Annotated in this window: 18 protein-coding genes; 2 read left to right on the top strand and 16 right to left on the bottom strand. The window is 34.5% G+C overall.

Annotation, left to right across the window (positions count from 1 at the left end; translation table 11 throughout):
- Positions 1 to 69 precede the first annotated feature (69 nt).
- From AM499_RS17835 to AM499_RS17815, 6 genes are all read right to left on the bottom strand, one after another.
- The gene (locus tag AM499_RS17835) at positions 70 to 1,521 is read right to left on the bottom strand and encodes a magnesium transporter CorA family protein (RefSeq protein WP_053591465.1); all 1,452 of its coding nucleotides are present in this window, start codon (positions 1,519 to 1,521) and stop codon (positions 70 to 72) included.
- A gap of 118 nt (positions 1,522 to 1,639) precedes the next feature.
- Complete coding sequence (locus AM499_RS21900) at positions 1,640 to 1,807, bottom strand: hypothetical protein (RefSeq protein ID WP_172794360.1); 168 nt, start codon at positions 1,805 to 1,807, stop codon at positions 1,640 to 1,642.
- Between the two features lie 58 nt (positions 1,808 to 1,865).
- On the bottom strand, positions 1,866 to 2,354 hold the full coding sequence (locus AM499_RS17830; protein WP_056830728.1) for a YndM family protein: 489 nt from the start codon (positions 2,352 to 2,354) through the stop codon (positions 1,866 to 1,868).
- Positions 2,355 to 2,358: 4 nt separating this feature from the next.
- Entirely contained in the window at positions 2,359 to 3,345 is a 987-nt protein-coding gene (locus AM499_RS17825) for a cytochrome c oxidase assembly protein (protein ID WP_082355301.1), read from the bottom strand.
- A 16-nt stretch (positions 3,346 to 3,361) separates the two neighbouring features.
- Positions 3,362 to 3,841, bottom strand: a complete 480-nt coding sequence (locus tag AM499_RS17820; protein WP_053591463.1) for a DUF2243 domain-containing protein — start codon at positions 3,839 to 3,841, stop codon at positions 3,362 to 3,364.
- Positions 3,842 to 4,046: 205 nt separating this feature from the next.
- Positions 4,047 to 5,087, bottom strand: coding sequence for an ATP synthase beta subunit C-terminal domain-containing protein (locus tag AM499_RS17815; RefSeq protein ID WP_053591462.1), 1,041 nt, complete (start codon positions 5,085 to 5,087; stop codon positions 4,047 to 4,049).
- Positions 5,088 to 5,274: 187 nt separating this feature from the next.
- Between AM499_RS17815 and AM499_RS17810 the strand changes: the two genes are divergently transcribed.
- The gene (locus AM499_RS17810) at positions 5,275 to 5,673 is read left to right on the top strand and encodes a VOC family protein (protein WP_053591461.1); all 399 of its coding nucleotides are present in this window, start codon (positions 5,275 to 5,277) and stop codon (positions 5,671 to 5,673) included.
- A gap of 193 nt (positions 5,674 to 5,866) precedes the next feature.
- On the opposite strand, the gene AM499_RS17805 is transcribed toward AM499_RS17810, so the two are convergent.
- The 9 genes from AM499_RS17805 to AM499_RS17765 all read right to left on the bottom strand — a co-directional run bounded on the left by AM499_RS17805 (position 5,867) and on the right by AM499_RS17765 (position 12,615).
- On the bottom strand, positions 5,867 to 6,373 hold the full coding sequence (locus tag AM499_RS17805) for a GNAT family N-acetyltransferase (RefSeq protein ID WP_053591460.1): 507 nt from the start codon (positions 6,371 to 6,373) through the stop codon (positions 5,867 to 5,869).
- Positions 6,374 to 6,543: 170 nt separating this feature from the next.
- Positions 6,544 to 7,119 (bottom strand): ATP-dependent Clp endopeptidase proteolytic subunit ClpP, encoded by a 576-nt coding sequence (gene clpP, locus AM499_RS17800; protein ID WP_053591459.1) that lies wholly within the window; start codon positions 7,117 to 7,119, stop codon positions 6,544 to 6,546.
- Positions 7,120 to 7,134: 15 nt separating this feature from the next.
- The gene (locus AM499_RS17795; protein WP_053591458.1) at positions 7,135 to 7,956 is read right to left on the bottom strand and encodes an RNA polymerase sigma factor; all 822 of its coding nucleotides are present in this window, start codon (positions 7,954 to 7,956) and stop codon (positions 7,135 to 7,137) included.
- Between the two features lie 77 nt (positions 7,957 to 8,033).
- Entirely contained in the window at positions 8,034 to 8,591 is a 558-nt protein-coding gene (locus AM499_RS17790) for an isochorismatase family protein (protein ID WP_053591457.1), read from the bottom strand.
- A gap of 142 nt (positions 8,592 to 8,733) precedes the next feature.
- The gene (locus AM499_RS17785; protein ID WP_053591456.1) at positions 8,734 to 9,105 is read right to left on the bottom strand and encodes a DoxX family protein; all 372 of its coding nucleotides are present in this window, start codon (positions 9,103 to 9,105) and stop codon (positions 8,734 to 8,736) included.
- Positions 9,106 to 9,227: 122 nt separating this feature from the next.
- On the bottom strand, positions 9,228 to 10,421 hold the full coding sequence (locus tag AM499_RS17780) for a NupC/NupG family nucleoside CNT transporter (RefSeq protein ID WP_053591455.1): 1,194 nt from the start codon (positions 10,419 to 10,421) through the stop codon (positions 9,228 to 9,230).
- Between the two features lie 421 nt (positions 10,422 to 10,842).
- A complete protein-coding gene (locus AM499_RS17775; protein ID WP_053591454.1) occupies positions 10,843 to 11,238 on the bottom strand; it encodes a hypothetical protein in 396 nt (131 codons plus the stop codon).
- Positions 11,239 to 11,250: 12 nt separating this feature from the next.
- Positions 11,251 to 12,042: a GNAT family N-acetyltransferase gene (locus tag AM499_RS17770; RefSeq protein ID WP_053591453.1), complete on the bottom strand. Its 792-nt coding sequence runs from the start codon at positions 12,040 to 12,042 to the stop codon at positions 11,251 to 11,253.
- A complete protein-coding gene (locus tag AM499_RS17765) occupies positions 12,043 to 12,615 on the bottom strand; it encodes a tetratricopeptide repeat protein (protein ID WP_053591452.1) in 573 nt (190 codons plus the stop codon).
- A gap of 144 nt (positions 12,616 to 12,759) precedes the next feature.
- Here AM499_RS17765 and AM499_RS17760 point away from each other — a divergent pair, with 144 nt between their 5' ends.
- Complete coding sequence (locus AM499_RS17760) at positions 12,760 to 13,242, top strand: nucleoside 2-deoxyribosyltransferase (RefSeq protein WP_053591451.1); 483 nt, start codon at positions 12,760 to 12,762, stop codon at positions 13,240 to 13,242.
- A gap of 63 nt (positions 13,243 to 13,305) precedes the next feature.
- On the opposite strand, the gene AM499_RS17755 is transcribed toward AM499_RS17760, so the two are convergent.
- A complete protein-coding gene (locus AM499_RS17755) occupies positions 13,306 to 13,683 on the bottom strand; it encodes a nuclear transport factor 2 family protein (RefSeq protein WP_053591450.1) in 378 nt (125 codons plus the stop codon).
- Positions 13,684 to 13,919 lie beyond the last annotated feature (236 nt).

Raw genomic sequence — 13,919 nt, 5'->3', positions numbered from 1 at the left:
ACTTTAATATAATGGATAATGATCGGAAAGTGAAACATAAAATAAACTTTCTATCGTATCGATAGAAAGTTATTTAAAGGAATCTCTTTTTCTTTTCCTATATATATTACGAATACCTTTTATTCCTTCCGAAGCAAGTAAAAGAACAGATAATGAAATCCCTATTAATGCTGTTAGCAGTGATATCCATTCAAAAAAGGAGTACCCCGATACTTTTGACCAATCCGTTTTCCCTTTCCAGTCTTCTATAATTAAGTTCATACCATAAATTCCTGAAATCACTGTAAAAACCGTTAACATAAATAACAACATGTTTTGTCTCTTATCTCGTTGTTTTTCCTGTGCCTGATTAAGGTCATCTACCGTATTTTTCACTTCTTCAAACAAAGTGTTTATATTGAATGTCTCCTTCAATATTTTTGTAAGCTCTTTACCTTCCATTCGAACAGAAACATTTTTAAAATAGTAGTGAGAATCGAACTTTGAAATCATTTCTATTAATTCCTCTACATATTCCTGATCCTTTGACCAACTTACTTCGCTATGTTCGAAAGAGAGTTTTAACAGCATTATTTTATAGTAGTAATGAAGCCATAAATTATAATAATGAATACCCATAAAGTGTGAAATTTCATTCTCTAACTCATGATTTTTTTCCACTGAAACAGTAGTCTGTGTGTGTTCAGAAGTAATAATATATGTATTTGGAGCCCATCGATCATACAATCGTTTCTCTATATAGCGTTCAATATATTTTGGATTATTCGCCGAGATAAACTCCTGCCCTTTTAAATCTTTTCCATCCAACTGTCCCATTCTAAATAATTGGTCATTCGTTATTGTCTGGTTCTCGCCTGCTATAAAAAAGGCAGACGCAAGCATTCGTTCATCCTCAAAGTAAGGTAAGCTTCCGTAGTACCCTTCTAATTTCTTGTTTCGTATGATAAATGGCTTTAAATTATGGCATAAATAATCTAGAATAAGCTCACTAGTTGAATCAAACTTTCCGCATTGATGAATTATTTTACCGCCTTTTTCCTCTTCAATCTTTGCCTCTAATACACGAAAATGATTCATAAAATCCAAAACGTTCGTTAGACTTTCTTGTTTTTTATCCATCTCTGTGCGAATGGTTATTAATCCTATTCCAAATGGGCACAATATAATATCGATGCTATTTAATGTAAAATCTAAGTTGTTTCCATTTACTTCGTAAACATAGGAGTCCCTTATTTGTTTGGAATAACGTAAAAAACCTCTGTCTTTAGTAGAAAAAGGAAATAGTTTATCTTCAATATACGGTAAAAAAAACTGATCTAATTCTTTATGACTAACTTTAATACCTTTTCCATAATAAAGATCCTGCAACTCATTATTTTCTAATTTAAAAAATTTGAAATCGTGCTTTCTTAAGTTCTCCATTAACTCGATTCGTTCTTTCTCACGAAAAGAAAAAGGAAACAGGAACGTCATATATGCCTTGGAGATAGTAAGATTATGTATTTTTATTTTCTCCACCATCTAAACGACCCCCTGATCTATTCCTTTGATAGATTATACCTCAATCCGTGAAACGCTAAACAAAAACACAGTTCTTCCTAATATCCCTTTAGGAAGAACTGTATTCATTTATCGAGTATTATTTTTGTTTATTGTTTTGTTTGTTACGATTGTTTTTGTTTTTATTATTATTTCGCTCATTGTTATTCGTATTATTTAAATTTTGAAAGTTGAAGTCGTCAGCGAACTCAGCTTGGTTGTTTTGGTTGTTATTACGAACCGTGTTATTACGATTATTGTTTCCCATGAAATGCTCACCTCCTTGACCATCTTAGATTGGTCTGAATGGAGGAAATTATACTTTTTTAATACATATTATGTGGCTTTGATTCGTCCTTCTTGTTATCACTAACGTCTCCAGACATTTTATCTAAATCTGCTTCTTCTGCAAATTCTGTTTGTAAATTAGTTCTTTGATAATATCCAGTTTTTTCATCTGGATTGGATTTTTCTGGTTCAAAAATATTCATTTGCATATAACGATGGAAATACATTTCACCAACTCCTAGAATTAAAGCAGATATAAATGCTGCCGTCCCTAATGCAATTGGTTCATCATATAGGTTATAACCCAGCAACCATATCACCGCAAAGGCAAGAACAAAATCACCGATTGCCGCAAGGACATTGCCAATCCTCGGCAAAATAAACTCATCCCCAATAAAACCAACAACAGTTAAAACTACACTAGTTATTAATATTTCGGATAAATCAACACCAAAAAATAAGCCTAAAACAACCCAAAGAACGGCAGTAGTCATAATTAATTTAATTACAAATGATCTTATATGCATCACTTCACACCTTTCCTTCACTCTTTGTTGGTTGACCTGTTCTATCTTGATTTTCGCCTTTGACTTTTTTAGCAAACCATTCATTCAGTTCTTTATAACTCATCCCTGAATTCGCATTTAATCTTTTTACCTCTTCTATGTTTGTACCAACGACCGTATAATTCTCTGGATTATGCTTTATGTGAAACCCTCCCTTTTTATACGATTGTAAGTTAGATTGTTCCCGCAAACGGGAATGTTTGTACCACTGGAAAAACAAAACACAAATCAAACCTACTTCTATAGCATCACCACCATAGTACATAATCATCCCTCCAAGTTCGGACTGTAATCTCGTAACGCCAACTGGAGGATGGGCATAGATGTGCTTAGAAAGGATTGCATGACCAGACAACGCAAATAATAAAATTACGGATCGATAAACAAAACTTTTTCTATTTGGGGACGGATCAATATAAATGATTGAAATAGTAAATAAATAACCAGCAAGAAAAACATGGAAGTGAATGAACACATATAGAAGCATGTTTTGGTGCATCATAAGGAACAACTCAGTTGTATAAAGTAACCATAGACCTCCGACATTCAATACAGACGCGGTGATAGGATGATGAAGGATTTGCAGTGGCCAACTACGTAATACATGAGAAACTTTCCTTGCAACGGGTACAGGAAGTGTTCGCAATATAAGGGTCATCGGTGCAGCTATTGCTATAAAAAGCGGGGCAAGCATACCAAGTAAAAGATGCCCAATCATATGTGCAGAAAAATTTGTATGTGATTGTTGAGCCAATGATCCGATGACTGTAATCGTTGCTGATAATATACCCAGTATCAAAAAAACCATACGATACACCGGCCATTGTTTTTTTCTGCGATTAGATATTATTACTGCTGTTATATAAAGAATGAATGCAAGAAGAAAAGGAGTAGCCAGGACCACTTGAAAAATGTCTATATCGCTAGTAGAGGCTTGGTGATTAGTATGCATATGTGTTCTACTCCTTTCATTGTGCTCTTTGTCGAGTACTATAAAGAAGGAATATACCAATAATAATCATAATTGCTGCAGAAATATTCCATACTAAATCATAAGGAAGAATATTTACACCATAACGAATTTGATGTAGTCCCATCCATTTATGCTGAATTATCCCATCATAAAGTTGAAATGCACCTGCTCCTAAAAATATTCCACCTATCCATCGCTTTAACCAGAAGGCATGACGACGGTGAAGATCAGCTAGCAAGAAGGAAGATCCTATTGTTGCAAAAAAGCTAAAGGCATGAAATAAACCATCGGACACTAAACCAATATCCGTCGTCGACTTATCATAAAAATGATGCCAATGAAGAAGCTGATGAAAAACAGCCTCATCAATAAACGCAACAAAACCAAAGCCAAACAGGATGCCTGTCCACATATTGCGTTGCGCATATAATAAACGATTTTCGTGCTTCTTAGTATTTTTAGTCATTGTATTCATTTGGTCTAGTCCTCCTTATTATTTTTGATTAGTTTTTCCTTCGTTCGTAATTCCTAAACGACTCAAAGATGCACTTGAAAGATTTACTTTCATTAGATATTCCAACTAAAGTAATCATTTTTCCAACTAAATACTCTAAGATTCCAACTAAACACTATTTTCCATTAAAAAAAGTGAGTGGAAGTTAATTCCACTCACTTTTTTGTTATACTAAACTTCCTTTAAACATTAGCTCTTTAATCGAAAGATCGTCAGCTTTACCCTCTAAAATATACTCAACATCTTTTAGCGTCTGTTCCATAGTTACCTCTTTACCCTCTTGGCCCGTAACTTCTTCAGCGACAAAAAACGGTTGAGTAAAATAGGCTTCTAAACGTGTGCCTCGTTCGTATGTTTCTAGATCAGTGTCTCGGATCTTATCTTTGCCATGAACTGTTACGATCGAACGCAGTTCTCGATATCTTCTTAATAACTTTTGAGCACGTTGCCTTAAGTTAAAATGACGTTGATCTAAATCTACTCCTTCAATTATTGAGGATGTAGAATATAACGGATGCACCGCTGGATACAAATGTCTTGTAGCGAGATCAACATCTAGTTGCCATACCGTTTCTAAAGGACCATAAGGCATTTCCTCATCCACTACTTCCCCAGAAAGGTCTAATAATATGGTTGTAATATTATTAATATTTTCAGCCACTAGCTTTTCTTGCAAATCTAAAAGTTCTCCGGAAACAATATAGCTTTTATCCGTTATAAAAATGATATCCCCCGAAATTGAAGAAAGACTTTTGAATGTCTCCTCAATCGATTTTGTTTTATAGTCAGCTAACTCTATGGTCCCTTCTAATACACTGTATTCCGTTGTCGGCAATAAGAATACAGTTGTATAATTGCTCTTTTTAAATCGATGCATTAATTCAGCTAAAATGACAACCTGCCCCATACCTGGTCTAGCTATTAAACCCGTCATACCTTCTTTTACGAGCGGCGCAAAGAAATCCAATGTTTTAATTTTCGTTTCAATCATATTCAACTTCTCCCCTCTTATTATAAGCTCATCTACCGTACAGTTAGCTAATGATGCAAGACCTACTAGCGTTCGTACCTCAGCCTTCCCTAAATCAATTTTTCCTGTGCATAAATTCGAGACAGTTGCTGGCCGAATTCCCATCGATTTAGCAGCGGTTGTTAGGTTAGGTACTTTTCTTCTTAATAAGGCAACGTTCAAACGTATTTCATCCATTATTTCCCCTCCTCGTTACTTTTAATAGTAATTTATTTTACTTTTAAATGCAACATCTTTTTTCTCTATAGAGTAAAAAATATTACTCTATAGATAAAATGTAAATTTTTTTACCTTTTTATTAAGAGGCAGGAATTCGCCATTCCAATGTGGAATATTTCTTAATAATAAGGAGGATTAAAAACGTATGACTCACTTCATTTCGCGCATTTCCACAATAGAGATTCCGGTAAGTAATTTGGAAACTTCCATTGAATTTTATACAACTGTACTTGGTGTGTTTATAGATTTTAAAGGTGAGAAGGCGGCAATGTTGTCTTTTCATCAAAAAGGAGTTCCTACGATTTATTTAGTAGAGACAGAGGACTTCCAACCCCTTTCGTTTACTAATAATCAATCAAAAATAGAGCATAGTATTATCGATTTCTATACTCCTTTACTAAAGGACTTTTACAAATTTCTAGAAAAGAAAAATATTGAAGTGGGACCATTGAATATTAATGAGGAGGGCATTGGAGGATTTGGTTTTAAAGATCCTGACGGAAATCTGCTGAGTGCAAGTAATGTAGAACATCTTGGACAATAAAAAGAAAATTACTTGAAGCACACTCTAATATCTGTTTTCAATCGATTCAGGAGTGCTATGGTCAGACTTTGGCTACAACATTACCGTGGGATTAATGATGGGGGTGGTCGTGACTGCAGTCACGACCACCCCTTCGTCTTACGATAATCTTGTGGCGTTCGTCTTTAAGCTAATTGTTTACCACCTAATTTTTTTATAATGTTTTATAGTAGATGATTGTCGCTTGTAATTCGCCAGTTTCGGATTGGGCAAAGTTCGGAATCTTACCTGCTGGAATATAGCCTAATGAAGTGTAGAGGAGATTGGAGGGGTCTCCTTCTCTTGTGTCTAGAACCAATAAAGACTTTCCTTCTTTAATTGCTCTCTCTTCTACTTTTTCCATCAAGGAACGACCAATTCCATTACGTCTATAATGAGGATGTGTCATTAATTTTGCTATTTCCGCTCGATGAACACCATTCGGCTTTTCACATAAATGTAACTGTACACTACCGACAATTCGATTGTTCCTTTTCGCCACAAGCAAGATGACATTAGGGCTTAGAACATCCTCCCAATAGTCCATAGCATCGGAAAGCTGTAGTGGTGGTAAAAACCCAACTGAAGCTCCATCATCTACTACTTGAACGAGTAGCTCTGAAAGTTCTTCCATATGCTCTTCCGTGGAAAAAAGTTGTTCCAGTACCATTTGATTTATCATTTCTATCACCTCATATTAATGTGTTTTACTCTAATTCGACAATGGTTTAATCTTTTCCTTTTAAAATAATGACATTTTCGTTTATATGGTATAGACCTAAGGCATTGCAGTATTACTAGCCATCATAGGATAACAAAAGCTCCTCATCTTAAGTGATGAGGAGCTTTTGTTTAAATAATTTGATCGATTATACCGTAATTCATCGCTTCTTCTGCTGTCATGAAATAATCACGGTCTGAGTCTTTTGCAATTTTGTCGATTGATTGGCCTGTTCGTTCTGAAAAAATACGGTTGATCCGCTCTTTCATCAGGAGGATACGTCTAGCACTAATTTCAATATCACTTGCTTGACCTTGCGCTCCTCCAAGCGGCTGATGAATCATAATTTCACTGTTGGGTAAGGCAAAGCGTTTTCCTATTGTACCTGCAACGAGTATCGTTGCACCAAAAGATGCTGCCAACCCTGTACAAATAGTCCGAACATCAGGTTTAATAATCTGCATAGTATCGTAAATAGCAAAGCCGGCACTTACCGATCCACCTGGACTATTAATATACAATGAAATATCCTTTTCTGGATCCTCTGCTTCTAGAAACAGCATTTGTGCCACAATATTATTTGCAACTACATCATTGATTTCTGAGCCAAGGAAAATAATTCGGTCTTTCAATAATCTAGAGTAAATATCATAGGAACGCTCTCCGCGACTTGTTTGCTCCACCACATATGGAATAAGATTAGACATTTAATAACTCCTTCTTTAGGCTACTGCTAAAAGCTCTTTTTGCTCCATCCAAGCTATTTGCGACAGCAAGGTCGATAGCTCTAATTGATAAAAAGGAACCATTAGGACTCCACCATTTTTCTTTGGAATCGAGATAAGCACATAAGGAGTACCGCTACCCACAAAAGATTGTACCACTGGGATTGAATTACATTTTGGCTCATTAGTTTGAGCTTGCATGAACGGAGCTTGTATTTCTTCTTGATAAAGTCGTAAGACGGTGTCAGGACTTCCATTTTTTAAAGCATCTATATATGGAATAGTACATTCTTCTTCAAGCTCGTAAAGGGGTTCTTGTCGGACTAGCTGTTTTAAGTTTTTACGAGCACGATGAAGGGCAGCTTTTATAGACCCTTCACTAGAAGAAAGAAAGTTAGCTGTTTCTTTTACAGTGTAACCAAAACCAAATACTAACAATACGACTGTCCGTTGTTTGGCTGTCAACTCGTTGAGTAATCGATTAATCGTCGGTGTTATTGATTCTGTATGAGGTTCATCATCATTTAATTTAATCTTGGTTACATCTTGATACATGTCTTCTTCTATTTTTCGTTTACGATATTTATCAATCCACGTATTAGAAGCTATCCGATACAAATAAGCCTTCGCTATTTGTTTAGGCATTTTCAACCAGCTTTCATACGTTTTTACAAGGGTCTCCTGCATTAGATCTTCCCCGTCCCATTTGGTATTCGTAAGGGATAGACAATACTTTTTTAAATCGAGCAAGTAAGGCTCGATTGCCATCTCAAATTCATCATTCATTTCAATGGGAGTTTTTTCAACAAGCGGCCGCATGTTTATCCCTCCTAAAAATTTGTCTTTCACTTATATAAACGGAAAAAGGGAGCTAAAAGGTACGGCTTAAAAAAAATTTATCGATACGTATCATGTGTCGGTTGAAACAAATCTTCATGCGCACTTCGTACAACGGAAAAATGTTCAACATTATAATGACCATGAAGTATTTTATTATGATGGTTAATGATTTGTTCTGCTGAAAGGATCGTGGAATCGTTTGTAGAATGCCCATCCCCAACTAACGTTACATCCATATTATTTACTGTTGCAGTTCTAACCGCGGTGTCAATACAGTGTTCGGTCTTACACCCCATAATAACGACATGTTTGATCGCATTTTCCTCTAAGTAATTTTTTAGTCCTGTTCCGTGAAACGAATTAGTAGCTGCCTTATCAAATATTTTTACATCTAATGGAATGGTAATATCCGAATGTATTTGAAAGCCTTCCCCTTTTCCCTCCGAAACATCCGTGTCTCGGACAAATAATACGATTGCATTAGATTCTAAAGCTTTTGATATCACTAAGTTAATGTTAGCAACTAGCTCTTTTTTATTGAATACACTTTTTTCATTTTGATTCCCTTCTATCAATTCTTGCTGAGCATCGATGATCAATAAAGCTTGTTTCAATAGAAACACTCCTTTTCTAATTCAAATAGGTCTTCATTTGCAACCTGTTTATTTTATTCGACCATTTTCGATCATTTACCTTTTTTTGAACTCACAAAAAAAGAAGGGATGAAATTCATCCTCTTCTTTAAAATGAGCTTTCTTAGAATCCAGGAAAATTAGATAAATGACTAAAGTTAATGAAAAATACAATAAACGCTAATATGCCTAGAAATAAAATCGTGGATGTTTGTTTGAAAGAATCCTTCACACGTAGATGTGTCAAAATTCCACCAATGGCTGTGATTCCAATTATCAGCGCTCCAACAGCTGCCCAGCTATGCGCCAAAATTCCGATAAATAATGCCAATGCCCCTGCTAATTGAACAATACCGGTAACAACGCGGAACCACTGTGGCAACTTCCAATGATTAAAGTTTTGAACATGCATCTTCGAGCCAGTTACTTTACCGTATCCAGCCATCAAAAACGAGAAACCTAATAAAACCTGCAAAATAATTGATATAATTCCCAATTTCACATCCCTCCTTTATTACTTTATATATGCTTGAAGGAACTAATATACGAAAACTTTTTTATACCAAAAAAAGACTCGAAAAAATTCGAGTCTTTTTACGTTTAGTTAATGCGGTTTTATTACCAAACAAATAAACCTACAATTGCAGCACTTAATAAGGAAACAGCGATTCCGCTGACAAGAAGTTTCCAAACGTTTCTACCTATAATAGCGGACTTCCCTTCTGACAATAGGGAATTGTATGATCCATAAATCATACCAATCGTACTGAAATTCGCAAACGACGTTAAGAATGTCGCAGCTACAGCTACGGTATGCGGTGACAACGTTTGTAATTGATCTTTTAAGTCTACCATGGCAACGAATTCATTTGTCGCTAATTTTGTCCCCATCAGCTCCGCAACATACATAGCTTCTTGCATTGGTAAGCCAAGCAACAAGGCAAATGGACTAAAAATTACACCAAATATTTTTTGGATAGTCAGACCATCCACGAACACACCTAATATTCCATTTACCGCAGCAGTTAAAGCAACATATCCAATAAGCATTGCTGCGATTACGATTACCATGTTCATACCAACCATCATACTGTTCGAAATAGTAGAGAAGAAATCCTTTTTCTCTGATTTAGGTGGTGTATAAATAATATCTTCTTCTTTTGTAACGGTTATTGGATTTAGTAAGCTGACAATGAGAAGTGCGTTTAAACAGTTTAATGGAATGGCACTAAAAACATACTCGGCTGGGAGCATTGTTAAATAGGCACCTATTATGGATCCACTGATACAACTCATACTCATGATCCCTATAGTAAGTAAACGGTTATCCTTTAATACTGCTAGTTGGTTTCTTATAACAGCTAAGGCTTCCGTATTTCCTAGGAACATCATTTGAATGGAGTAAAAACTCTCTAATTTTGGTAGTCCTGATATTTTTGATATAACCCAACCAACTTTATCAATCAGCCAAGTTAATATACCAAAGTAAGAGAGAATATCAAAAAAGGTTACGACAAAAATAATCGGAAGCAATGCACTAACTAAAAAGTCCACCGATTCATTTCCAAAGAAAGATGGAATAACAAAAGCGATTCCTTCATTAGCACATTCGATTAGCCATATAAAGAAATCGGCAATTTTATTGATGACCCAACCACCGATATTTGTTCCTAACATAAATGCTGTAACAAGGAATTCAACAATTAGTATAGAAATAATTGGTCTCCATCTAACTTCTTTCTTACTTGGAGAACATAAATATACAAGACCAAGTACCACAATAATACCTATAACATTCAATATAAAATACATCCAAGCAACTCCTAGTTGTTAAATTAACTAGCCCTTATTTTTCATTTTTTCCGTTGAATGAAAAAAATAAAAAATAGGGGCTTTAAATAGAAAGAGTAGTTTATACCTACCCCTTCCCTTATTCATATTTAATCAAACTTCAAGTATTCTAAGTTTCTCTATCTTCAGCTATAAAGGATTGACCCAAAAAATCCAAAGTGGATACAAGAAAGATTTTATTTATACTACCCTTTCCCCTTCTCATAAGCAAGTGATTATCTCGAATTCAAAATTGCAAAATTAGTACAAAGATTCGCAAGTAAATATTATTTTCAGGAAGTTCTTGCATATAAAATAGTATGAACAAAATTCTTTTTATCATACTGATTAAGACAATGACAAAATAGGTCACTGAATTTTTTCAGTGACCTAAAATTTCTTCCTATTTATTCTTGCTTGCTAAATGTCCTAAAACTAAATAAATAATTCCGATGAACATAATGAAAAGTTCATTTTTAAAACCAATCGAGCCAAATGATAGTAAACAGGTTATAATCAAGCCAAAACCAAGCGTTAAACATAATCCAGTATAAATAAATTTCCAAGCTTTATTTTTAAGAAAAAATGAACCAATTCCAGTGATTAAACCAAACAGAAGTAATAGTATCATTAGGATTAATATAGCTAATTTATCAGATGATGAATAATCATTACTTTTATTTAATGCTGTTGATAAACTCATTCCTATAAAGGACAATATTCCAAACACTATCGCTCCAATGATAGTCATCGTACCTACTATCACCCCTAAAGTCTTTGTATACACATATCCGTTCATTTAATCACCTCTTTATCGGAATTTACTCCATAAAGCTTTGGTATAAGCTAATTTCATACCTACCCTTTCCATATTTCGATGGCTAGCAGTTCCAAAAGATGTCTCACTTACAATATATTTTGCTCCTTTTTCCATAGCAACTTGTATCCGCTTGTGAAGTAAAGCTGCTTGTACACCTTTTCGCCGATATTCTGGCAAAGTTGCAGCGGCTGCCAATGTTCCAATTCCATCTTTGATAAACAAAACAGCAATTCCAGCAGGCACATCATTCACATATGCAGCATAAAAATCCCAACCAGGTACATCAAATAAAACCTTATTATTTTGCTTTATACCATCTTTAGTAAAACCGGGAAGACCAAAAGCCTGGACATAAATTGAAGCGAATAAATCAAACTCATCTTTCATCAATGGACGTATCTCCACTTCTGATTGTTGGCTCTGTCCCTTTAAATTAGCTGTTTCACCGATAAATGAATTATGAAAACCAGATTGATAATAACCATGTTCAGTTAATGCACGGAATAATTGATCCGAGCTATTTTCAGGTGTTATTTCTATTCTAAAGTTCATGGAAAGATCTTTATAAAATCGAAAAATTTCCTCTAAGTGTAGTAAATCCAATTCGTTTAACCCTCGCACTGTATTAAAAGCCGGACCAGGAATTTTTTTAACAGAAAAAGCATGCGTTTTTCCCTTTACCAATTGATGAACGCCCATTGGATTACCTTCTATCGATTGAATAGTATCCAATCTGGATGCTAAGGTTTGAATTTCTGCCTGCTCAATTATTGATAGTCCCATTTAAATACCTCCATATTGCTTTGTAAATTTAACAGCCTTTAGAGTGGATTCAATTAAAGATGAATCCCCTTTTACTTGCCTTAATGACAATGCTTGTTGAAAATTATCCAAAGCCATAATCGGCTGCCCTAATTCTAAAAGACACTTCCCTTTATGCTGATAAGCAAAGTCTAGTAGGGTAGTATAATTTAAATCCAACGTACACATATTAATTGCTTGCTCAAACTTTTTTAATGCCAATTCATGTTGTCCATCATATTTTAACGCTTCCCCAAGTCGAATTATATTGGCTATCTTTTTATTCTCTTCGCTTAATGAAACAGCATATTCTAGACATTCAATTGCCGACGTTGTATTTCCAATAATTCTATTTAAATTTCCTATACTTCCATAAATAAAAATTTGATCCTCTAGTATGTAATTCGATATTGTTTCAAGCTTTTCCTCAAACTTTTCAATTATTTTCTTTAGCACCTTCTCATCAGCGCATTTCTCTCTAAGGAATTCATTTTCGTCAAAATATATTAAATTATTTAGTAATAATAGTTCATTTTTCAAATCATACAAGTTCATCCATTTTCACACCCTCTTTGAGCTTTTGATACGAGATAATAAGAAAAAATGGAATCATACATTAATTCGGCAAAAAGTGTATGATGTCCTTTTGCTTTTATTTAACTTCCTCTACAATATTAATGATGAATTGGAGGAATGATGATGATAAAAGGTTATTTAGCAAATGGGTTATTTGGTTTAGGGGATAGATTAGTCAATGAATTGGTAGCTAAAGAAGTTCGAGTAGCAATCCCAGGCGTGGACTTATATGTACCACAAGAAAACTTGGCGATAAATGACAAATCGGCTTACGCAGATAGTTTAGCAATTGCAAATGCAGACATAGAAGCTTTAAAGAACAGCGACTTTTTAGTAGCTATTATTGATGGAGTTGAAATAGATGCTGGTGTGGCTGCTGAAATTGGAGCATTTTCCATGCTAAATCGTCCTATTTTTGGACTTTATACTGATACTCGACAACAAGGAAGAGACAATATGAAAAAAGTCGATGCATTAGTAGCCGATGGAACAGAAAACCAATTTATGTATCGAAACCTGTTTGTCATTGGTTTGATTAAACAAAATGGAGTAATAGTAAACTCTATAGAGGAATTATGTGAAGCTTTAAAAACAACCAATCAATAGATTATTATCTTTATGAAAAAGGCATGTGTTTAATATAATACATGCCTTTTTCTAACCAGACTATTACCTCTCTAACTCAATATATTCGCGCAATAGTTTCCAGTTATCTTTTTCTTTTCTCCAAACAAACATGCATTGAGCCGAATAAGGTTTACCATCAATCCTGTTTGTTTCTCTTCCCATGATTAAATACTCCTCCCCATTTTTTCGTTCTGACATAGAAACAGGCACAAAACTTTTTTCTGCATTACCATACTGCTCTAATACACTGTTTAAATCATAGTTATAATCATATCGGTCTGGTTGATCGAGGTTTGAATGAGCCCAATAGCCAACAAAGTTTTCAGACATAAACAGCCTGATTCCATCTCCATCTTTACTTTTAAATCCATCATTCCAAGACTTAAAATATTCCTCTATGACTTTTTGTATTACTTCCATGTTCATCCTCCTAACAAAAAAATTTCACCGTATAAGTCATTCGATGAACTTTTAGTAATTCCTTTTTCTTTTAGTTATTTTCCAATTTTAACTAATTTTATTTTTATATTATAATAAATTTATATAACGAGAGGAGTGTTAAAAATGAAAAACTTTCAAATGGTGATTGAAAAGTAATTGGCATTCGCCTACTCTTTTCAATTCGATTCCCTGCATTTTAAAACTTGAAAAGAAAA

The sequence above is a fragment of the Bacillus sp. FJAT-22090 genome (assembly GCF_001278755.1).
Classification (GTDB): Bacteria; Bacillota; Bacilli; order Bacillales_A; family Planococcaceae; genus Psychrobacillus.
The sequence above is the reverse complement of the archived record's forward strand: the minus strand, read 5'-3'. Positions and strand labels throughout refer to the sequence as shown.